Here is a 20,910-nt window from a genome sequence, read left to right as displayed (position 1 = left end):
AGGTGAGCATCAGTAATGTTAACTGGCGGCTTTGGAGAGATCTTTTTTGCCAAATTTGACTTGCTGAATCACCAGGCCGCTGATGATCAATACCAGCCCGATCAGTGTTGAGGGATGAATGTCTTCACCAATAATAGTCGCCAATAACATCAAAGAGATAAATGGTGACGCGAAAATCAGGTTACTGATGCGAGCCGTATTTTGTGTTGACTTAAGCGCGCTTAGCCAAAGGACAAAAGTAATCCCCATTTCGAACAGACCAACATAGGTCACTGCAGCCCAGCCTTGGGGCGATATGGAATCCCAGCTCTGTCCTTCATAGACACTTAAAGCAACAGTAAAAGGAATCGCAACGAGAAAACCAAGCAGCACGCCCACGACCGGATCCGCTTTGTTTTTGGTGTTGAGAATCCAATAGCCTGCCCACAGCAGAGTCGAGAGTAGCGCTAAGCCAACACCAAGCGGGCTCTCAAAATCCATACCTAACACGTTACCCTGAGTGGCAATCACAATGACACCTAGGTAACTAAACGCGCAAGCTATCCAGTCCTTGTTACGAATTTTCTGCCCGAGAAAAGCCGCCGCCATGAGTGTCAGTGTGATGGCCCAGCTGTAGTTGATGGCTTGCGCCTGAGAGGCTGGGAGCAAGTCATAAGCTTTGAACAGAATCAAGTAGTAGGCTAATGGGTTAATCAGTCCAAGTAGCAGGTAATACCAAGGATTCGACAGAAACGTATCGCTAAGTTGATTTAACTTGCCTTGAACACCACACACGATGATAAGAGCAATAGCAGAAACGACGCTGGCGATACACAGCATCTGAATCGGAGTGAACTCGGCTAATGTGAGTTTAAATGCGGTCGCGACTGTCGACCAAAGTAATACTGCTGAGAGCCCAAATCCTAGGGCGCGACGCTCATTCATGATGCCTCTGTATCGTGTTCAAAGGCTCGGCGATAAAATTTTGAGCGAGCCAAAGGATATTATTTTGAGCAGGTAGTGTATGCGAGGATTTTTCATCCAACAAACTGGACATTTATCCAGTGTCTAAATACCATTGTTATAGACATAAAACACAGGCTAACTCGCTATTATGCAATGGATTCTTGAGCATCAATCTCTCATTCTCTCTTCTCTTTGTGCCGCTGTAGTCAGCGGAGCGGCAGTCGGTTGGTGGGTAAAACAGCGTTTTATCACTCAAACTCAGCTTCTTGAGCAGCGACTTTCTGCGGAAAAACAGCTTCACCAACAACAGCTTGAGCAAGTGAGTCAGCGTCTGTCTGACGCGCAACAAGAGCTGGATGAACTCGATGATGAGCGCGATAAGGCGGCATTTGAAGTTCGTCAGTCACACGGTAAGTTGATGGCTGCAATGGAGAAGCTGCGCTATTTTGAAGCCGTCAAACAAGAGCGCCAGCAGTATTTCGATGAGCTCGGGAAAATGCGTGAGCAAAAATCGCGTTTGGAAACGCAACTGCGAGAACAGCAGGCTCGCCATGAGCAAGTGAATCAGTCTAATGCTGAGAAGCTGCAAATACTGGAACAAGCAGAAGTGCGTTTGAAGCAGCAATTTGAGCACCTTGCCAACCAACTGTTTGAAGAGAAAACCGCGAAGGTGGATCTACAAAACCGTCAGAGCTTGGAAGGTTTGCTTTCTCCGCTAAGAGAACAATTGGATGGTTTCAAAAAACAAGTCAATGACAGTTTTAGTCAGGAAGCCAAAGAGCGTCATACGCTGGTGCATGAGCTAAAGAATCTGCAACGTTTAAACGAACAAATGACGCGCGAAGCGGTGAACCTGACTCAGGCTTTGAAGGGCGACAACAAGCAACAAGGTAACTGGGGTGAAGTGGTTCTCGCCCGTGTGCTGGCAGAGTCTGGGCTGCGAGAAGGGCACGAATACGAGACACAGGTCAATCTGCAAAATGAAGCAGGCAAGCGTTATCAGCCTGATGTGATAGTGCACCTCCCGCAAAACAAGCAAGTCGTGGTCGACTCGAAAATGGCCTTGGTGGCGTATGAGCGATACTTCAACGCAGAAACTGATGCGCAGCGAGATCAGGCGCTGAACGCTCACCTTATTGCGCTACGCGCGCACATTAAAGGTCTGAGCATGAAGGATTATCACAAACTCAAAGGCATCCAGAGTCTCGACTACGTATTGATGTTTATTCCGGTTGAGCCCGCTTTTCAGGTCGCCATTCAGGCCGATCCGAGTTTGGTTAAAGACGCAATGGAGCAGAACATCATTTTGGTTAGCCCGACGACCTTGCTGGTGGCGCTGCGTACCATTGATAATTTGTGGCGCAATGAACGTCAGAATGAAAACGCTAAACTGATTGCGGAGCGAGCGACCAAACTTTACGACAAACTACGTTTGTTTGTTGATGATATGGAAGGTTTAGGTGGCGCGCTGGATAAAGCCAACCAAACGTATCAAGGTGCCATGAATAAACTCGCTACGGGTCGTGGTAATGTGATTCGACAGGCTGAAAGTTTCAAGCAACTGGGCGTGGAGATTAAGCGTCCTATTTCGTCTGATCTTGCACAGCTAGCACAGAGTGACGCATTTTCCGAAAATGAATCGTTAGTAGAAAGACATCCGGCTGAGGATAAAGTAAACTAATCGCCCGCAGTACATTGGGCGACTATATTTGTCAGCAACCGCCCAGCCGTGAAACGTGCTGTCCAAGAGGAATTAGAATGACGGATACAAGCTTGCAATCCAATAATGCATTAGAGAACGAAACCACCCACTTTGGTTTCACTACCGTGGCGAAAGAAGAAAAAGTAACTAAAGTTGCCGAAGTTTTTCACTCCGTGGCAGCGAAGTACGACATCATGAATGACCTAATGTCGGGAGGCGTTCACCGTCTGTGGAAGCGTTTCACCATCGATTGCAGTGGTGCTCGTCCGGGGCAGCGAATTCTGGATCTTGGCGGTGGTACGGGTGACCTGACAGCAAAATTTTCGCGCATCGTCGGCGATCAAGGTCATGTGATTCTGGCGGATATCAATAACTCAATGCTGAATGTTGGCCGCGACAAGCTGCGCGATAATGGCATTGTGGGTAATGTGCATTACGTACAGGCAAACGCAGAAGAGCTGCCATTCCCAGATGACTATTTTGACGTTATTACTATCAGTTTCTGTCTGCGTAACGTCACCGATAAAGACAAAGCACTGCGTTCAATGTTCCGTGTACTTAAACCGGGCGGCCGTCTATTGGTGCTGGAGTTTTCAAAACCAATCATTGAGCCATTATCGAAAATTTATGACGCATACTCGTTCCATCTGTTACCAAAAATGGGTGAACTGGTCGCGAACGATGCGGAAAGCTACCGTTATCTTGCAGAATCTATCCGCATGCATCCAGATCAAGAAACGCTGGAAGGCATGATGAAAGAGGCAGGTTTTGAAAACACCAAATACTACAACCTTACGGGTGGTATTGTGGCGCTGCACCGCGGCTACAAATTTTAAGGGTTAACGGCATGCCATTTGAACCTCTTATTACTGCCGTGATTGAAACGTCGCTGAACACGCTGATTAAAGACGACCCAGCACTGGATCGTCGTCTGGCACGTCTGAAAGGCCAGGTTATTCAAGTTCACCTGAAAGAAATTAATAAGACGCTGACCTTTATTTTCAGTCAGCAGATTGATGTTTTGGGTAATTATGAAGGTCATCCTGATTGTTATTTGTCTCTGAACCTGAGTGTGTTGCCGGAACTGCGAGATCAAGCCAACATCACTCGTCTTATCAAGCAAGATAAGCTTGAGCTAGAAGGTGATATTCAACTGGCACAAAAGTTCTCTCAGCTGATGGTTGATTGCAAACCAGACATTGAAGAATGGCTGTCGCGAGTGACTGGAGATGTCGTAGCTCATACGGTAGTGCAGGGTTCAAAAAACGTCGGCAACTTTTTTGTTTCTAAAGCAGAGAAACACCAGCGACATTTAGCGCAAGTGGTGACAGAAGAATGGAAATTTGCGCCAGCGCCACTTGAAGTCGCGCATTTTTGCGATCAAGTGGACGAAGTACGCAGTCAGGCATCACGAGTGGAAGCTCGTCTGAATGCTCTGCTTGATAAATTGGATGCGGATAAGCCTGCGTTGGAGAAACCATGACTCCGGCAGAAATAAAGCGCTTATATCACATTGTTAAAGTACAACTGGAATATGGTCTGGATGAGTTGTTGCCGGAGCATCAACTGACTAAAGCCCCGCTTTGGATGCGTAAAAGCCTGTTCTGGATTAAAAATAAACACCCTGAGAAGCCTCTAGGTGAGCGCCTTCGTTTAGCGTTGCAAGAGCTGGGGCCAGTGTGGATCAAGTTTGGTCAGATGATGTCGACCCGCCGTGACTTGTTTCCCCCTCATATCGCCGATCCACTTGCGTTACTTCAAGACCAGGTTGCCCCATTTGATGGTGAACTGGCGAAACAGCAAATGGAAAAGGCGTTAGGTGGTCCGCTCGACAACTGGTTTACCGAGTTTGATATTAAACCACTGGCCTCTGCGTCTATTGCTCAAGTGCACACAGCACGACTAAAAGACACTAACCAAGAAGTGGTATTAAAGGTCATTCGCCCAGATATTCGCCCAGTTATTGATTCCGATCTAAAACTGATGCACCGAATGGCGCGTATAGTCGCAGGGGCAATGCCTGAAGCACGTCGTTTAAAACCGGTAGAAGTCGTTCGTGAATACGAAAAAACGCTTCTCGATGAACTCGACCTGCGTCGTGAGGCGGCTAACGCGATTCAATTGCGTCGAAATTTCGAAGATAGCGAAGAATTATACGTTCCTGAAGTTTTTCCTGACTTTAGTAATGAAACTGTCATGGTTTCTGAGCGAATATATGGCTTTCAAGTTTCTGATATAGAAGGCTTGAAAGCAAATGGCACCAATATGAAACTGCTGGCTGAACGTGGCGTGAGTGTGTTCTTCACTCAGGTGTTCAGAGACAGCTTCTTTCATGCCGATATGCATCCCGGTAATGTGTTCGTTAAACCTGATCACCCGGAAAACCCAACGTGGATTGGGTTAGATTGTGGGATCGTTGGTACACTTAATAGTGAAGACAAGCGTTATCTGGCGGAAAACTTCCTTGCGTTCTTCAATCGTGATTATCGTCGAGTGGCGGAATTGCACGTGGACTCAGGTTGGGTACCGGCAGATACCAATGTTGACGAATTTGAGTTTGCGATTCGCATTGTTTGTGAGCCAATTTTCGCTAAGCCACTGTGTGAAATCTCCTTTGGTCACGTGCTATTGAATTTGTTCAATACCGCACGTCGTTTTAATATGGAGGTTCAACCTCAACTGGTATTGCTGCAAAAAACCTTGCTGTACGTGGAAGGGCTTGGCAGACAACTTTATCCGCAGCTTGATTTATGGGAAACCGCAAAGCCATTCCTTGAAGAGTGGATGATGAACCAAGTCGGTCCGCAAGCTTTAGTGAATGCCATTAAAGATCGAGCACCATTTTGGGCGGAGAAGTTACCAGAATTGCCTGAGCTGCTTTATGATAGTCTCAAACAAGGTAAGGCGATGAACCAGCGTATGGATCAGCTTTATCAGGGCTACCGTCAAAGTAAGCGACAGCAGGCGACAGGTACGTTTTTATTTGGTGTTGGCGCCACTTTAGTCGTATGCTCGGCAATATTGGTGGATAACGCTTATGAACAGCTATCGTTCGCCTGTGGGATTGCAGGTGTCACATTCTGGCTGTTTAGTTGGCGAGCTTATCGTCGATAGACGGTAAACTCTTGAAATACATTTTTGTTTAAAGACCCGAGGTAAAAAGAATGGGTGGTATCAGTGTTTGGCAACTTCTAATTATTGCTGTAATTGTTGTATTACTATTCGGAACCAAGAAGCTACGTGGTATCGGTGGTGATCTAGGCGGTGCTGTTAAGGGCTTCAAAAAAGCAATGAGCGATGATGAAGAGACTGCGAAAAATGCTAAAGACGCTAAAGACGCAGACTTCGAGCCAAAAAGTTTAGAGACGCAGCAGCAAAAAGAAGCTGCATCTGAAACGAAAAAAGACAAAGAGCAGGCGTAAAACGTGTTTGATATCGGTTTTTGGGAACTGGTATTAATATCTGTTGTTGGTCTGGTCGTTCTTGGACCGGAGCGTTTGCCTCATGCTATTCGCAGTGTGTCCCGTTTTGTCGGTGCCGCTAAGAGTATGGCAAATAGCGTCAAAGACGAATTGTCACACGAGCTGAAAGTCCAAGAGCTGCAAGACAATTTGCGCAAAGCTGAGCAAATGGGGATGAAAGATTTATCTCCTGAACTGAAGTCTTCGGTTGAAGAACTTAAGCAAGCTGCGCAATCTGTAAACCGCCCTTACGCGGAAAACACTGAACCCGACGCTAAACCTGCGAAAGCAGAGCCAGTCGTTGAGTCGGTAGAAAAAGCGGAAGATATCAAGGTTACAGCGGCAGATAAAAAAGCCGAATAGTCTCATTAGGAGGAGCTGCTAGGATAAGTAGCTCCTTTTTGATCTGGTTTTTACAAAGAGGTTTGCCATGTCTACCGTCGAGCAGACACAACCTTTAATTAGTCACTTGTTGGAGCTTCGCAACCGACTACTGCGTTCAATATTGGCAGTGTTGGTGGTGTTTGTCGGGCTAGTTTATTTCTCTAACCACATTTACGAGTTTGTATCAGCACCTTTAGTAGAGCGTCTGCCTGAAGGGGCGACGATGATTGCAACGGATGTTGCGTCACCATTTTTTACACCACTTAAACTGACATTGATTGCGTCGGTGTTTGTCGCCGTACCATTTATTTTGTATCAGGTGTGGGCATTTGTTGCACCGGGCTTATACAAGCACGAGCGTCGCTTGATCATGCCGTTGCTGTTTTCCAGCTCTTTGCTGTTTTACTGCGGTGTGGCGTTTGCGTATTTTGTCGTATTCCCACTTGTTTTTGGCTTCTTCACGGCGATTTCGCTTGGCGGTGTCGAGTTTGCTACTGACATTTCCAGCTATTTGGATTTTGTACTGGCGCTGTTTATGGCATTTGGTATTGCTTTTGAAGTACCTGTTGCGATCATTCTGTTGTGCTGGACGGGTGCAACGACACCAAAAGAGTTAAAGCAAAAACGCCCATATATCATCGTTGCCGCGTTTGTTGTTGGTATGGTGTTGACGCCACCGGATATGATTTCTCAGACTCTGCTGGCTATTCCGATGTGCTTGCTGTTTGAGGTTGGTTTGCTGTTTGCGCGTTTCTACACACGTAAAGACGAGGAAGCTGAAGCCGAAGAGTAGCCTTTGGCTCGTAAAATTGTCAGTAAAAAAGCGGCTCACTAGAGCCGCTTTTTTCTTATTTACTCATTCCTATGCGTTCTGACAGTGCTCGCGCCGTGACGCCATGTAAAACAAGGCTTAATATTACGGTGCAAGCAACGGTTAAAGCAATAAAGCGTCCTCCCGGTAAGTCCGCATCTAATACGATGATGGTAAACACAATGCTAGCTAAGCCTCGTGGTCCAAACCAGCCCATAAACCAACGGTGTCGGGCTGGTACGGAAGTGCCGAGAAAAGAGAGGTAGATAGGGATCATTCGAACCAGCGTTAAACTGATGAGGGCGTATACAATCATGCTGACGGAGAATAGTCCCAGTACTTGACCAACAACAGCAGCGCCAAAAAGAATCCAAGTCAGCATGGCTAATAGCTCGGCGATGCTCTCAGTTGTCAATACCAGTTTGTGAGTATGACGAGAAGCCAGATGACCAAACAGTAGTCCACCTGTGAAAGCTGCAATGTAGCCACTGCCGTGTAAAGTTTGCGCTAAACCGAAGCTGGTCAGGGCAATGGCTCCCACAGTCAACTGAACCCATATCTCACTGAGCCATTTTTTCTTTGCGCTCCAAGAGAGAAGTTTGGCGCCAATGTAGGCTAGTGACAACCCAACCAGCGTGCCGATACCCAGTTCTTCAGCAAACACCATCAAAGCATGACGAGTACTGAGATCAGCATTTGTAGTACTGGATTCCACTGCAATGAGAAGCAGCAGTATTGGGACGCACAGACCATCATTGAGTCCACTCTCCACATTGAGCCCTTCGCTTACAGGAGTAGGTACCTTAGGGTTAGATATGACAGCTTTACCCAGTGCGGCGTCTGTTGCAGCGAGCATAGTAGCAAGGATGGCGGCTTCTATAACCGATAATACGTCAAACAGAATAACCGCGGCGAAGGTGCCCAATATTATTGCGCCCGGCAGTCCAAACATCAGCATCCGGACCGGATAGACGGCTTTTTGTTTTAATACGGTGAGGTTGGAGTGAGCAGCATCTGAAAAAAGAATTAAAGCCAGCGTCAAGTCGGCGAGCAGTCTCAAGTCATTGGCTTCTGCCGATAACCCGAGTATCCCCAGGCCATGATCGCCCAGTAGCAATCCCAGAGCGACATAAACTATCGGGCCTGATATCGCGGAATTTTCGATGCGCTTTGCTATCAGGGTATATAAGAAAACAATCCCTGCGAGAATGCTGATAACAAAATAGATACGCTCTAAATCCATATATACTTCCTTGTACGTAAAGTAGATTTTTGAATCACTTATGTATCAGTTTAGCAACGGATATCGCAAACCTTATGGTTTATTAGGGGCAACTTATTGACTAGAAGGTAGATTAAACAGGGATTCGGCATTTTTTGTTGTCACCGCGTCTACTTCTTCAATGGTTAAATCACGCAGTTCAGCAATACGCTGGGCAACCAACGAAGTATACGCTGGCTCGTTGCGTTTCCCGCGATGAGGTACAGGTGCTAAGTAAGGACAGTCTGTTTCTAGTATGACCCACTGCATATCGAGGTTAGGAATGACTTTATCCATCCCACCATTTTTAAACGTTGATACCCCACCCAAGCCGAGGTGGAAGCCTAACTCGTTAATGGCTTGTGCTTCTTCTAAACTGCCACCAAAACAATGAAATACGCCACGCAAGCGGCCATCTTGCTCTTGGCGTAGCAGGGTTAATGTTTCTTCGATGGAGTCTCGAGTGTGGATCACGACAGGCAAGTTCATCTCTTTAGCCCAGTTAAGCTGGGTAATAAATGCCTTTTCTTGCTCAGCTCGATAGGTTTTATCCCAATACAGATCGATACCAATTTCCCCTACAGCGATGAAATTGTGTTTCTCAAACCAGCCGTGAACAATCTCTAGAGTTTGTTCTACTTTATCATCCACATAGCATGGATGCAGGCCCATCATCGAATGGCAAACATCAGGATAAGCCGCTTCGGTTTTCAGCATAGGCTCAATCGATTCCAGATCGATGTTTGGCAGCAAAATTTTATTAATGCCTTGTCCTAGCGCGCGTTTTACAACTTCGTCGCGGTCATTATCAAATTCGCTGGCATATATGTGCGCGTGGGTATCGATCATGGTTCGTCTCTGTGCTTCGTTTTTTAGGTCTTGTGAGAAGTATACTTGAGTGTGAGTGCTGGGTCATTTTCAGTTTTTTTCCGCGCCTTTTTCCAGATTGTCGCTCGCAAGGTGCACCAAGAGTGATATGATTTTGTTCACCAGATGATTTGATCATCATAACCGTCCAGACAAGGAGAAAATGGTGTCTGTATCAATTCAAGGTCCATTCCCTGCACGCCGTATGCGTCGTTTACGTAAGCATGACTTTAGCCGTCGTCTAGTGGCTGAGAACCAACTTTCTGTTAATGATCTGATTTACCCAATGTTCATTCTGATGGGCAAAGATCGTCGTGAAAGCGTAGAGTCCATGCCGGGTGTAGAGCGATTGTCTATTGATTTAATGCTAGAAGAAGCGCAATACCTTGCAAATCTAGGTGTACCAGCAATCGCGCTTTTCCCTGTCGTAAACCAAGATGCGAAAAGCTTATGCGCAACCGAAGCCTACAACCCAGAAGGTTTAGTTCAGCGTGCGGTACGTTCTCTTAAAGAGCATATCCCTCAAATCGGTGTCATTACCGACGTTGCGCTGGATCCATTTACTACTCATGGCCAAGACGGCATCATTGATGAAGACGGCTATGTAATGAATGATGAAACTACCGACGTATTGGTTAAACAGGCTTTATCTCACGCAGAAGCGGGTGCTGATATTGTTGCGCCATCAGACATGATGGATGGACGTATTGGTAAAATCCGTGAAGCGCTGGAAGAAGCAGGCCATATTCATACTCAAATCATGGCTTACTCTGCGAAATACGCCTCGAACTACTACGGGCCATTCCGTGATGCGGTCGGTTCTTCGTCTAACCTAAAAGGTGGCAATAAGAAAAACTACCAAATGGATCCGGCGAATATTGATGAGGCGATTCACGAAGTCGCGTTGGATATCAATGAAGGTGCCGATTCTGTCATGGTTAAGCCGGGCATGCCTTATCTGGATGTGGTTCGCCGTGTGAAGACTGAGCTGCAGGTTCCGACCTTTGCTTACCAAGTGTCGGGTGAGTACTCAATGCATAAAGCAGCGATTCTTAACGGTTGGTTAAAAGAACGTGAAACGGTGATGGAATCATTGCTATGTTTCAAACGTGCGGGCGCTGATGGCATCCTGACTTACTTTGCCAAAGATGTGGCGGAGTGGCTAGCGGAAGAAAACGCTCAGGCGGCTCAATATCTAAATAGGTCTCAGGAAGCGACAGAAGAGTAATTATCGCTTAGTGAGAAAAACTAGACCGACAATAGTTGTTCGTCTGTATATACCCAAGTAACCTCTGGCCGATCAAATATGGCTTATTTACATAGCAGCAGTCCAAGGTGCTTGGGTATTAGGAGAGAGAATAATGACAATGCTGATTCGTGAAGGCACGTTGGAAGAGGCACTTCAGGTGGTCACTCATGTAAAAGAGTTTTCCAATGGAGAAACAATGGAGTCTATGGCACAGCGGCTCGGCGATAAAAACAGCTTGATTCTGGTAGCTGAAAAGAACGGTTCCATTTTAGGCTTCAAAATTGGTTATGAATTGGATGACGATACTTTTTACAGCTGGTTTGGTGGTGTTGCTCCTCAAGCTCGTAATGAAGGAGTCGCACAAATGCTGTTAGAGGCTCAGGAAGAATGGGTTGCAGATCAAGGCTATAAAACCCTTAAAGTGAAGTCTCGTAATCAGTTTCCGGCTATGCTCAGATTGTTGCTGAGGAATGGATATCTCATTGAAAAATTTGACGAAAATGTCAATCTTCGCGAATCTAGAGTACATTTCATTAAAGCAATTTGAAATTAAATGAGACTTTTTCTCATTTAATTGTTGACTCTCAAATGAGAATCATTATTATTAATCCTGTCTTAGGGAATGAGGAATGGTTCACAAGGACGTTGAATTACTTATTAACAGGTGTTGAGAAAGTGATGAAACAGTTTCCGAGAACTTGCACAAACTCTTTTTGACACGACATTGCTCACATTGCTTCCAGTGTAATTTATAGCTTCTTGGTTAAGCAGCTTGATAAAAAATTGCTTTACCACTTCTGCTAGGCGACCCAATTGGGTCGCTTTTTTCTTTTCTACGATTTCATTTGACGCCTCGATTAATAACTTTTCCACATTTGATGATCATTTCTGGATCGTTGATCTTTTCGTCTTTAAATGAAATAACTTAATAATATCAGTGCCTTATGTACATTGTTTTCTTTGTTTTATAATCTTGGATAAGCAGTGGATAAATAATATAAACAGAGTTATCCACAGGTGAGGTTTGAATTTAGTATATCAACTCGAAATATTTCCGCGATCTGGATCGAGCGAACAAGATAGATTCGGATCAGTAGTCATGGCATCCTTAGCAGATCTATTAAGTACTGACTTGGATACAGACAATTATGGCAAGTATTCCTGAAAATCCGCTGATTCTTATCGACGGTTCTTCTTATCTATATCGCGCTTTTCACGCCTACCCAGGCACAATGAGTAATGGTGAAATACCAACTAATGCCGTCTACGGTGTAGTAAACATGCTACGCAGTATGATGCGTCAGTTTGCGTCTGATCGTATTGCAGTGGTTTTTGACGCGAAGGGTAAAACCTTCCGTGACGATATGTATCCAGAATACAAAGCTAATCGTCCGCCAATGCCGGATGATCTTCGTTGCCAAATCGAGCCGTTACATAATGTGATTCGCGCGATGGGCTTGCCATTAATTTGTGTTCCTGGCGTAGAAGCTGATGATGTGATTGGTACTTTAGCTTACCAGGCATCACAAAAAGGTATGCCAGTATTGATCAGTACTGGTGACAAAGACATGGCGCAGTTAGTGGATGACAATATCACCCTGATCAACACCATGACCAACGTTGTTATGGATCGTGAAGGTGTCATTGAAAAATTCGGTATTCCACCGGAGTTAATCATCGACTACCTCGCGTTAATGGGCGATAAAGTCGACAACATTCCAGGTGTACCGGGTGTAGGTGATAAAACTGCAACCGCATTGCTGCAAGGTATCGGTGGACTGACGAAGCTTTACGAAAACTTAGATGATATTGCGCCACTGGGTTTCCGTGGTTCAAAAACCATGGCGAAGAAGCTGGTCGACAACAAAGAAAATGCAATGCTGTCGTACGAACTGGCCACCATTAAGCTGGATGTTGAGCTGGAAGAAACACCGGAATCACTGCTTAAAGCTGAACCAAGCAAAGACGAGCTGATCAAGCTATATGGACAGCTGACGTTTAAATCATGGTTAAATGAGCTGCTAGAAGGCGGATCTGGCTCTGTTGAAGCGGTGGAGCTTGCAGGTTCAGCACAAGCAACATCTTCTGCTTCGTCTCACTCTGAGATGGAAACGTCAGCGGTGACGATTGATCGCAGTCAGTACGAAACTATTTTAGATGAAGCATCTTTCGAAGTTTGGTTAGAAAAACTAAAGGCGGCAGAGCTGTTTGCGTTTGATACCGAAACTGACAGCCTCAACTACATGGTGGCGAATCTGGTTGGTCTCTCGTTTGCAACCGACGAAGGCATCGCCGCTTATGTTCCTGTTGCTCATGACTACCTGGATGCGCCACAACAATTAGATCGCGACTGGGTGTTAGAACAGCTAAAACCTATTTTAGAAGATGAATCACAAGCCAAAGTCGGTCAGAACCTGAAGTACGATGCGTCTGTGCTAGCTCGCTACGGTATTGAGATGAAGGGCATCAAACACGACACCATGTTAGCGTCTTACGTGTACAACAGCGTAGGCGGCAAGCATGATATGGACAGCTTGGCGCTACGTTTTCTTCAGCATAGCTGTATTTCGTTTGAACAAATTGCGGGCAAAGGTAAAAAACAACTGACCTTTAACCAAATCGAACTTGAACAAGCATCGCCGTACGCAGCAGAAGATGCAGATGTCACGCTTCGTCTGCATAACCGTCTGTTTGCCAATATTGAGCAAGACGCCAAGTTGAAATCGGTGTATGAAGAGATAGAAATGCCACTTGTGCCAGTGATCTCTCGCATTGAGCGCACGGGTGTTTTGATTGATGACATGAAGTTGGGAGCTCAGTCGGTAGAAATCGCTGCGCGTCTGGAAGAGCTTGAGCAAAAAGCTTACGAAATAGCAGAGCAAGAGTTCAACATGAACTCGCCAAAACAGTTGCAGGCGATCCTGTTTGAAAAAATGGGCTTACCGGTTGTTAAGAAGACGCCATCTGGGACACCTTCAACCAATGAAGAAGTGCTGCAAGAATTAGCATTGGATTATCCGCTACCAAAACTGATCCTGGAGTACCGAGGCCTGGCCAAGCTTAAATCGACTTACACCGATAAGCTGCCGAAGATGATTAACCCAACCACAGGACGCGTACATACTTCTTACCATCAAGCGGTAACGGCTACGGGACGTTTGTCTTCGACCGATCCAAACCTACAAAACATTCCAATTCGTAATGAAGAGGGACGACGTATTCGTCAGGCATTTGTCGCACCTACTGGTTACAAAATCCTAGCGGTTGACTACTCGCAAATCGAACTGCGTATTATGGCGCATCTGTCTGGCGACCAAGCTTTGCTTGATGCATTCCGCGATGGTAAAGACATTCACGCAGCCACTGCTGCTGAAATCATGGGTGTGGGTATTGAGCAAGTATCTAGTGAACAGCGTCGTCGAGCCAAAGCGGTTAACTTCGGTCTTATCTATGGTATGAGTGCATTCGGCTTAGCGAAACAGTTAGGCATCCCACGTGGTGAAGCGCAAACCTATATGGATAAGTACTTCGAGCGTTACCCTGGTGTGATGCAGTATATGGAAGACACACGCAGTGCTGCGGCTGATCAAGGTTATGTTGAAACCATCTTTGGTCGTCGTTTGCACCTCCCAGAAATTAAATCTCGTAATGGGATGCGTCGTAAAGCGGCAGAACGTGCGGCGATCAATGCACCAATGCAAGGTACAGCGGCAGACATCATCAAGAAAGCGATGCTGCTTGTTGACCAATGGATTCAGGCTGAAGGTGATGGTCGAGTGAAACTTTTGATGCAAGTACACGATGAACTGGTATTTGAAGTTGAAGAGTCATCATTGTCCGAAATTGAAAGTAAAGTACAGAAATTGATGGAATCTGCAGCGGAGCTGAAAGTGCCTCTTGTTGCAGAAGCAGGTCATGGTGACAACTGGGATCAGGCTCACTAGTCATTTTTAAATCGATTTAGCCAATTTATTATGAGCCAGCGCACAAACGCTGGCTTTTTTTTACGATTAAAAAAGACATCGCATTCTTGATCTTGCTGTCATTTAATAAAACTTTAATGAAAAAAAACTACAAAAAATCTTTGCAATTCTGACCAATTGTTGTACATTAATACTCGTAGGGTACAGAGGTAAGATGTTCTATCTTTCAGACCTTTTGTTTCACGTTATTGGATTAGGCTGATTCAGCCGCCCCAGTCAGTTTTTGACTGGGGCGTTTTTTATTGGGCCAAAGAAAAAGTTTTTAAAGAACAGGTGCTTACGGTTTTTAGGCTTCTCATCCACCTTTCCCTCTCTTTAACTCCTTACAAAACCTCACTTTTTGCTTCATTTAGCCGTTCTCTACGTCCTGTAAATTTACGCCAGTCACATTCTGATTTTTTCTCCACAGAAACTAAGTCGCTAATAATCACAGTTATTTTTATTTTAAGTTTCTGAATTTTATTGTTTTTATTGTGATTCGATATGATGGGGAAACTAGAGTGGGGAAATTTGGGGGCTATTTATGCTATTGAAATCATTTAATAGTTCAGTAATGCTTTGCAGCATAATAACAACTACCAAGTTTTCTCTCCCGTTATCCCTGCCAGGAAGGTGGGGATTTTTATTTCTGTCATTTCCTTTCTTATTCGTTAGATAAACAAAAGCCCCACCAACTGGTTGGCAGGGCTATCGCAAAAATTTAACAAGAATTGTTAATGCTAATTATTCTTCATTGCTCTCTGGCGTTTCTAATTCGTCTTCTTCAATCAGATGTGCTAGTGCAGGCGCAAACCAGGTGTCCAGTTTGGCACGCAGCTGATCAACACCTAAACCTTTCAGAGACGAAAATACGTCCACGTCTACATCACCACCGAAAGTTTCAACTTGCTTACGAATTTTCAGTAGCGTCTGTTTACGGGCACCACTTTTCAGTTTGTCTGCTTTGGTCAGCAGCACTTGCACTGGAATACGGCTGTCGATAGCCCAGAAAATCATTTGTTGGTCGAGATCTTTCATTGGATGACGGATGTCCATCAGAACCACTAAGCCTTTTAGACACTCGCGTTTCTGAAGGTATTCACCCAAAGATTTCTGCCATTTGTTTTTCATCTCAACTGGGACTTGAGCAAAGCCGTATCCCGGTAGATCGACGATATGACAACCTTCTTCTACCTTGAAAAGGTTGATCAACTGGGTACGACCCGGTGTCTTTGATGTCTTGGCTAAGCTTTTTTGGTTAGTCAGACGGTTAAGTGCACTCGATTTACCAGCGTTTGAGCGTCCTGCAAACGCAATCTCGACACCTTCGTCCTCCGGCAAGTGGCGAATATCGGGTGCGCTGGTGATGAAATGCGTATTTTGGTAATGAATTTTTACGCTCACTGTTAACTCCATCTCGACTTTGTGTAGTCGATTGATTACTTTTTTGTGAAATTGTGTAAAATAACCGTGCTCGGCATGAGGTCGCCTATTGTACCATGAGTGTACACGGTATGTTCACATTCCGTGGTACTGGAAGCTTGATAATTATAATGGAATGTCATGAAGAAATTAGCGCTAATTTTGAGTGTTTTAGCCAGCTGCTCAGTATGGGCCCAAGGTAGTATTGAGGCTGGTAAAGCAAAATCACAAACCTGTGTCGCCTGTCATGGTGCAGATGGCAACAGTGCAATCGCAATGTACCCTAAACTCGCTGGTCAACACGCTAAGTATCTTGAAAAACAGTTACAAGATCTTAAGTTAGGTATGACAAGCGGTGGTAAACAAGGTCGTTACGATCCGGTCATGAGTGGTATGGCAATGCCGCTAAGCGATGAAGACATCGCTGATCTATCCGCATACTTTGCATCTCTGCCGATGTCAGAGAATTCAACGCCTGAAGACGTCGTTAAGAAAGGCAAAGTGCTTTACACCGCTGGTGACGCAGAGCGTGGCCTAACAGCATGTATTGCGTGTCACGGTGCTCGTGGTAACGGTACTGAGCTTTCAGGTTTCCCTAAAATTTCTGGTCAGCACGCTGATTACATCAAAGCTCAGCTGACTAAATTCCGTGATGGTAGCCGTGGTAACGATATGAATGCCATGATGCGTGACATCGCGAAGAAGATGACAGATGAAGATATTGAAGTTCTGTCGCAATATGTTGGCGGTCTGCACTAATAACCCTACATAGTTCGAGCAATGTTTTACAAAAATGCCCCGGCGAATTCGTCGGGGCATTTTTGTTGGTGATGCAGTTCACACTCGATGTACGCGGCTAAATAGATATCTAGCTCGGTAGTTTGTAAGACATTTGCCATACTTGTTGTTGCCTTTTTCTCTCTGGTGTTTTTTAAGGTTTTGATTAGCAATCTCTTTTGTCGATAATTTAAAAAATGATGCAGTTTTTTTCTGTGCTCGGCTTGTCGCTAGGTTTGATCGGCGTAAAGTAGAACTTGTTCACAGGGGGTGAACAAAGGGAAATTCAGACCAAGGTTTCGGTCTCAGGGATTCAAGCTAGGGATGCTTGGTGATTGTAAAAGGATGTAGGTAGGCAAGGAGCCTGCCGGATAAGGATGGTCATCTCGTCTGACGGTTAAGACAGTGAAAAGGATCAGGCACAGGAAGTAGCCCAGAAGACAGGAAGTTAATGGATAGCCAAAACTCATCAGGAAGATGAAAAACAACACTTTTTGGCAAGGAAAGCTCGAAAAACAAAAGGATTCTTGGTGCACTCAATGCGTGCAACACAGTTTCGCCACATAAGGTGGCATTAGGAAGCGGCAGTTTAACTGCCGCTTTTTTTATTTCTTTCACAATGAAATTGACGTCGAAATACTCTCAGGAGGCGATGTCACATCAGAATCAGAGTTTTTTAGTAAAAACTGCTGAAAAAATGTTCAGTAACACTCCAATCTGAGTTCAGTTTCTGGTATGTTTCGCATCCCTGTTTGAGGAAGTCAGCATGCATACCTGTCCTTTATGCCACAATCAGCACACTCACCATTATTTTGAAGATAAGCGTCGCGAATACCTTCAATGTGAACAGTGCCGTTTGGTGTTTGTAAGTCCAGACCAACGTTTGGATGCAGATACCGAAAAAGCTCACTATGATTTGCATGAGAACAATCCCGAAGATATGGGATATAGACGCTTTCTGTCGCGAATAGCTGATCCAATGACAGAGCGAATTCCTCCACAATCGAACGGAATCGACTTTGGTTGTGGTCCAGGCCCGACGCTTTCTCTGATGTTAGAAGAAACGGGTCACAGCATGGCGTTGTACGATCTTTATTATCACCCTGATACATCGGTGCTAGAAAAGCAGTATGATTTCATGACAGCAACGGAGGTGATAGAACACCTCTACCACCCAGATATGGTGTGGAAGCAATGGTTGAATTTAGTTAAGCCAGGGGGCTGGATTGGCCTGATGACAAAAATGGTCATCGACGCAGAGGCTTTCAAATCGTGGCATTATAAGAACGACCCAACGCATGTGGTGTTTTTTAGCCGTGAAACTTTCCAGTTCCTAGCTGAGCGGGATAAGCTCGAACTTGAATTTATTGGTAATGATGTAATTTTACTGAGGAAGACCCAGTAATGAGCCGTAGTAAAAAATCTAGAAAGCCGGGTGCCGCAGGCGCACCTGATATTATTGTCACTCGTAACCGCACTGAATCAGATGTGGAAGGCCGTTTACGTAAGCGTGCGAAAAAGCGCAAAGGCTTGAAAACGGGTAACCGTAATTCAGAAGGAAACGAGCAGAAGAAACACGCAGCTGCACAAAGTCGTGACCCACGTTTAGGCAGCAAGAAGAAGATCCCTCTGATTGTTGAGCCAGCGAAAAAGATGACGAAGCAAGAACGTCGTCTGTCCGCGGAACAAGAGTTGGAGATGCTGGAAAACGATGCGCAATTGAATGTGTTGTTGGATCGTATCGAAGCAGGTGAGAGTCTGGGTACTGGTCTGCAACAATACGTAGACGAGAAGCTGGATCGCATCGAGAAGTTGATGGACCAACTTGGTCTGTTAGAACCAGAAGAAGAGGAAGACTTTACTGCTCCTGCTGCGAAAGGTTCTCGTGATGATGATGATCTGCTAGCAGATTTCGATGATATCAACTTCGACGACTACAAAGGATAATTAAGCTATGAACGTAACCTTATTAGCAATTGCAGGGGTGGTGATCATCATCGCTCTAGCTTCTTATGCAGGTTACCTTCTGCTTCAATTGAAAAAGCAAAAGGAATTGCAGCTGAAGCATCAAAAATTGGCGATTGATAAACGTAATGCCAACATTTTTGAGAACGTGCATACCTTGTGTCAGGCGGGCATTCAAGGCCAGTGCGATTTGTCGGAAATCAGTATCCGTGTCTACTGCATCATGGATTATGTTCAGGGTGAAGATCGCATTGATTTCGATAAAACGTATCCTGCAATTTCTGAGCTTTACCATATCGTGAAAGATATGGCACGTGGTGAAGATCGCCAGCAACTTGCCAAAAAAGAACGTATGCAACAGAACTTGGCTCGTCAAAAAGCGGAAAGTCGCTTAACCGAGTCGATCATTAAAGAGCTCGAACTGTTGAAGAAAAACGTCCAGCCACTGAATAATCAAATTAATATTCAGATGATCTAGTTACCAGAACGTCATTTGATTGCTTGAGTCAGTAGTTTTACCCCAGTTATGCTCTTATAGCTGCTGGGGTTATCGTGATCACGCTAGCACTTCTTTGGTTTTATAATTAAAAAGCCAAAAGGTATTACCGCGGTTATCTTTGTCGTGTGGCAAAATAAGCAGCTCTGAATATTGGGTGACGGCTTTCGTTGCCCTAACATTTAACGGAAAGTACCACCATGTCGAATCAACACACTGAATCGAAACAACAAATCGTTTGGGATCAAGCAGTATTGGATAAGTACAATTATTCCGGTCCTCGCTATACGTCATACCCGACAGCCTTGGAGTTTCACGAAGCATTTACTATCTCTGACTATGATATGGCATGCGCTCAGTACCCTGATCGTCCGTTGTCGTTGTACGTACACATTCCGTTCTGTCATAAGCTTTGCTACTACTGCGGCTGTAATAAGGTTATTACCCGCCATTCGCATAAAGCTGATGAGTACCTTGATGTTTTAGAGCATGAAATTCGTCAGCGTGCTTCATTGCTGGTGGGCCGAACTGTAACGCAACTGCATTTTGGTGGTGGTACACCAACATTCCTATCTGAAAAACAGATCACACGTGTGATGGACCTGCTTCGCCAAGAGTTTTCCTTCAGTGATGATGCTGAAATCAGCATTGAAGTTGATCCAAGAGAGATTGATCTCACAATGCTGGATCATCTGCGCAGCGAAGGTTTTAACCGATTAAGTATCGGTGTTCAGGACTTTAACAAAGAAGTTCAGAAATTGGTCAATCGTGAGCAGGATGAAACGTTCATTTTTGATATGGTGGCACGCGCGAAAGACTTAGGCTTCCGATCGACAAACCTGGATTTAATCTATGGCTTACCGAAGCAGACCAAAGACTCTTTTGCTAAGACACTGGAACAAGTGCTAGAAATGTCGCCGGGTCGTCTTTCTGTGTTCAATTACGCTCACATGCCGCAGCTTTTTGCCGCGCAGCGTAAGATTAAAGATGAAGACTTGCCACAAGCCGAAGAAAAGATGGCGATTTTGCAAGATACCATTGCTACGTTAACCGATGCGGGTTACCAGTTTATCGGTATGGATCACTTTGCTAAGCCCGATGATGAGCTTGCGGTTGCCCAGAGAGAAGGAGTATTGCATCGCAACTTCCAGGGTTATACCACACAGGGTGAGTGTGACTTAGTCGGATTTGGCGTTTCGGCGATCTCGATGATTGGTGACGCTTACGCGCAGAACCAAAAAGAGTTGAAGAAATACTACGCTCAGGTGAATGACCTGCGTCATGCGCTTTGGAAAGGCGTCTCGCTGGATGCGGATGACTTACTACGCCGCGAAGTGATTAAGCAACTGATCTGTAACTTTAAACTGGATAAAAAAGCCATTGAGTCGGAGTTTAAGGTTAAGTTTAATCAGTACTTCAAAGAAGACTTAGAGCTGTTACAAACCTTTATCAATGATGAGCTGGTTGAAGTCGATGACAGCGAAATTCGTGTCACTCTACGCGGTCGTCTGCTTATCCGTAACATCTGTATGAGTTTTGATAAGTACCTCCGTGCGAAGGCTCGTCAGCAGCAGTTTTCTCGAGTGATCTAAACTTTGATAGATACCG

The 20,910-nt window shown here is 45.2% G+C and carries 19 protein-coding genes; 15 read left to right on the top strand and 4 right to left on the bottom strand.

Features of this window, described 5'->3' with window-relative positions; translation table 11 throughout:
* Window positions 1-18 precede the first annotated feature (18 nt).
* On the bottom strand, window positions 19-924 hold the full coding sequence (locus L3V31_RS10635; RefSeq protein ID WP_237316026.1) for a DMT family transporter: 906 nt from the start codon (window positions 922-924) through the stop codon (window positions 19-21).
* Between the two features lie 169 nt (window positions 925-1,093).
* Here L3V31_RS10635 and rmuC point away from each other — a divergent pair, with 169 nt between their 5' ends.
* The 7 genes from rmuC to tatC all read left to right on the top strand — a co-directional run bounded on the left by rmuC (window position 1,094) and on the right by tatC (window position 7,285).
* Window positions 1,094-2,626 (top strand): DNA recombination protein RmuC, encoded by a 1,533-nt coding sequence (gene rmuC, locus L3V31_RS10630; protein WP_237316025.1) that lies wholly within the window; start codon window positions 1,094-1,096, stop codon window positions 2,624-2,626.
* A gap of 77 nt (window positions 2,627-2,703) precedes the next feature.
* Complete coding sequence (ubiE, locus tag L3V31_RS10625; protein WP_237316024.1) at window positions 2,704-3,483, top strand: bifunctional demethylmenaquinone methyltransferase/2-methoxy-6-polyprenyl-1,4-benzoquinol methylase UbiE; 780 nt, start codon at window positions 2,704-2,706, stop codon at window positions 3,481-3,483.
* Window positions 3,484-3,494: 11 nt separating this feature from the next.
* Window positions 3,495-4,130, top strand: a complete 636-nt coding sequence (locus L3V31_RS10620; protein ID WP_237316022.1) for an SCP2 domain-containing protein — start codon at window positions 3,495-3,497, stop codon at window positions 4,128-4,130.
* Complete coding sequence (ubiB, locus tag L3V31_RS10615) at window positions 4,127-5,761, top strand: ubiquinone biosynthesis regulatory protein kinase UbiB (RefSeq protein WP_237316021.1); 1,635 nt, start codon at window positions 4,127-4,129, stop codon at window positions 5,759-5,761. Before L3V31_RS10620 ends, ubiB begins: the two co-directional genes overlap by 4 nt.
* Before the next feature lie 50 nt (window positions 5,762-5,811).
* The gene (tatA, locus tag L3V31_RS10610) at window positions 5,812-6,069 is read left to right on the top strand and encodes a Sec-independent protein translocase subunit TatA (protein ID WP_237316020.1); all 258 of its coding nucleotides are present in this window, start codon (window positions 5,812-5,814) and stop codon (window positions 6,067-6,069) included.
* 3 nt (window positions 6,070-6,072) lie between these two features.
* The gene (gene tatB / locus L3V31_RS10605) at window positions 6,073-6,471 is read left to right on the top strand and encodes a Sec-independent protein translocase protein TatB (RefSeq protein ID WP_237316019.1); all 399 of its coding nucleotides are present in this window, start codon (window positions 6,073-6,075) and stop codon (window positions 6,469-6,471) included.
* 67 nt (window positions 6,472-6,538) lie between these two features.
* Entirely contained in the window at window positions 6,539-7,285 is a 747-nt protein-coding gene (gene tatC, locus L3V31_RS10600) for a twin-arginine translocase subunit TatC (RefSeq protein ID WP_237316018.1), read from the top strand.
* A 55-nt stretch (window positions 7,286-7,340) separates the two neighbouring features.
* Here tatC and L3V31_RS10595 read toward each other — a convergent pair whose 3' ends face one another.
* Together L3V31_RS10595 and L3V31_RS10590 are read right to left on the bottom strand one after the other, a co-directional pair.
* Window positions 7,341-8,546, bottom strand: a complete 1,206-nt coding sequence (locus tag L3V31_RS10595; protein WP_237316017.1) for a cation:proton antiporter — start codon at window positions 8,544-8,546, stop codon at window positions 7,341-7,343.
* Between the two features lie 93 nt (window positions 8,547-8,639).
* The gene (locus L3V31_RS10590) at window positions 8,640-9,413 is read right to left on the bottom strand and encodes a TatD family hydrolase (protein WP_237316016.1); all 774 of its coding nucleotides are present in this window, start codon (window positions 9,411-9,413) and stop codon (window positions 8,640-8,642) included.
* A 184-nt stretch (window positions 9,414-9,597) separates the two neighbouring features.
* Here L3V31_RS10590 and hemB point away from each other — a divergent pair, with 184 nt between their 5' ends.
* From hemB to polA, 3 genes are all read left to right on the top strand, one after another.
* The gene (gene hemB / locus L3V31_RS10585; protein ID WP_237316015.1) at window positions 9,598-10,659 is read left to right on the top strand and encodes a porphobilinogen synthase; all 1,062 of its coding nucleotides are present in this window, start codon (window positions 9,598-9,600) and stop codon (window positions 10,657-10,659) included.
* A 133-nt stretch (window positions 10,660-10,792) separates the two neighbouring features.
* Window positions 10,793-11,227: a GNAT family N-acetyltransferase gene (locus L3V31_RS10580; RefSeq protein ID WP_237316014.1), complete on the top strand. Its 435-nt coding sequence runs from the start codon at window positions 10,793-10,795 to the stop codon at window positions 11,225-11,227.
* Between the two features lie 601 nt (window positions 11,228-11,828).
* Window positions 11,829-14,624 carry a DNA polymerase I gene (polA, locus tag L3V31_RS10575; protein WP_237316013.1) on the top strand — a complete coding sequence of 932 codons (2,796 nt, stop codon included), beginning with the start codon at window positions 11,829-11,831 and terminating at the stop codon, window positions 14,622-14,624.
* 762 nt (window positions 14,625-15,386) lie between these two features.
* Here polA and yihA read toward each other — a convergent pair.
* Window positions 15,387-16,046: a ribosome biogenesis GTP-binding protein YihA/YsxC gene (yihA, locus tag L3V31_RS10570; protein ID WP_014230510.1), complete on the bottom strand. Its 660-nt coding sequence runs from the start codon at window positions 16,044-16,046 to the stop codon at window positions 15,387-15,389.
* Between the two features lie 159 nt (window positions 16,047-16,205).
* On the opposite strand from yihA, the gene L3V31_RS10565 reads away from it, so the two are divergent.
* The 5 genes from L3V31_RS10565 to hemN all read left to right on the top strand — a co-directional run bounded on the left by L3V31_RS10565 (window position 16,206) and on the right by hemN (window position 20,894).
* Complete coding sequence (locus L3V31_RS10565; protein WP_237316012.1) at window positions 16,206-16,823, top strand: c-type cytochrome; 618 nt, start codon at window positions 16,206-16,208, stop codon at window positions 16,821-16,823.
* Window positions 16,824-17,607: 784 nt separating this feature from the next.
* Window positions 17,608-18,246, top strand: a complete 639-nt coding sequence (locus L3V31_RS10560; RefSeq protein ID WP_237316011.1) for a class I SAM-dependent methyltransferase — start codon at window positions 17,608-17,610, stop codon at window positions 18,244-18,246.
* Window positions 18,246-18,788: a Der GTPase-activating protein YihI gene (gene yihI, locus L3V31_RS10555; RefSeq protein WP_237316010.1), complete on the top strand. Its 543-nt coding sequence runs from the start codon at window positions 18,246-18,248 to the stop codon at window positions 18,786-18,788. Before L3V31_RS10560 ends, yihI begins: the two co-directional genes overlap by 1 nt.
* Before the next feature lie 7 nt (window positions 18,789-18,795).
* On the top strand, window positions 18,796-19,284 hold the full coding sequence (locus tag L3V31_RS10550) for a DUF2489 domain-containing protein (RefSeq protein WP_237316009.1): 489 nt from the start codon (window positions 18,796-18,798) through the stop codon (window positions 19,282-19,284).
* A 218-nt stretch (window positions 19,285-19,502) separates the two neighbouring features.
* The gene (gene hemN, locus L3V31_RS10545; RefSeq protein WP_237316008.1) at window positions 19,503-20,894 is read left to right on the top strand and encodes an oxygen-independent coproporphyrinogen III oxidase; all 1,392 of its coding nucleotides are present in this window, start codon (window positions 19,503-19,505) and stop codon (window positions 20,892-20,894) included.
* Window positions 20,895-20,910: the final 16 nt, after the last annotated feature.

Source organism: Vibrio sp. J1-1, from assembly GCF_021728395.1.
In the GTDB taxonomy this organism is placed as follows: Bacteria; Pseudomonadota; Gammaproteobacteria; order Enterobacterales; family Vibrionaceae; genus Vibrio.
This window is presented reverse-complemented; position numbering and strand designations above follow the sequence as displayed.

Coding starts and splice junctions, on each gene's coding strand:
- L3V31_RS10635 (WP_237316026.1), bottom strand. CDS start 924: ATGAATGAGCGTCGCGCCCTAGGATTTGGGCTCTCAGCAGTATTACTT.
- rmuC (WP_237316025.1), top strand. CDS start 1,094: ATGCAATGGATTCTTGAGCATCAATCTCTCATTCTCTCTTCTCTTTGT.
- ubiE (WP_237316024.1), top strand. CDS start 2,704: ATGACGGATACAAGCTTGCAATCCAATAATGCATTAGAGAACGAAACC.
- L3V31_RS10620 (WP_237316022.1), top strand. CDS start 3,495: ATGCCATTTGAACCTCTTATTACTGCCGTGATTGAAACGTCGCTGAAC.
- ubiB (WP_237316021.1), top strand. CDS start 4,127: ATGACTCCGGCAGAAATAAAGCGCTTATATCACATTGTTAAAGTACAA.
- tatA (WP_237316020.1), top strand. CDS start 5,812: ATGGGTGGTATCAGTGTTTGGCAACTTCTAATTATTGCTGTAATTGTT.
- tatC (WP_237316018.1), top strand. CDS start 6,539: ATGTCTACCGTCGAGCAGACACAACCTTTAATTAGTCACTTGTTGGAG.
- L3V31_RS10595 (WP_237316017.1), bottom strand. CDS start 8,546: ATGGATTTAGAGCGTATCTATTTTGTTATCAGCATTCTCGCAGGGATT.
- L3V31_RS10590 (WP_237316016.1), bottom strand. CDS start 9,413: ATGATCGATACCCACGCGCACATATATGCCAGCGAATTTGATAATGAC.
- L3V31_RS10580 (WP_237316014.1), top strand. CDS start 10,793: ATGACAATGCTGATTCGTGAAGGCACGTTGGAAGAGGCACTTCAGGTG.
- polA (WP_237316013.1), top strand. CDS start 11,829: ATGGCAAGTATTCCTGAAAATCCGCTGATTCTTATCGACGGTTCTTCT.
- L3V31_RS10565 (WP_237316012.1), top strand. CDS start 16,206: ATGAAGAAATTAGCGCTAATTTTGAGTGTTTTAGCCAGCTGCTCAGTA.
- L3V31_RS10560 (WP_237316011.1), top strand. CDS start 17,608: ATGCATACCTGTCCTTTATGCCACAATCAGCACACTCACCATTATTTT.
- yihI (WP_237316010.1), top strand. CDS start 18,246: ATGAGCCGTAGTAAAAAATCTAGAAAGCCGGGTGCCGCAGGCGCACCT.
- L3V31_RS10550 (WP_237316009.1), top strand. CDS start 18,796: ATGAACGTAACCTTATTAGCAATTGCAGGGGTGGTGATCATCATCGCT.
- hemN (WP_237316008.1), top strand. CDS start 19,503: ATGTCGAATCAACACACTGAATCGAAACAACAAATCGTTTGGGATCAA.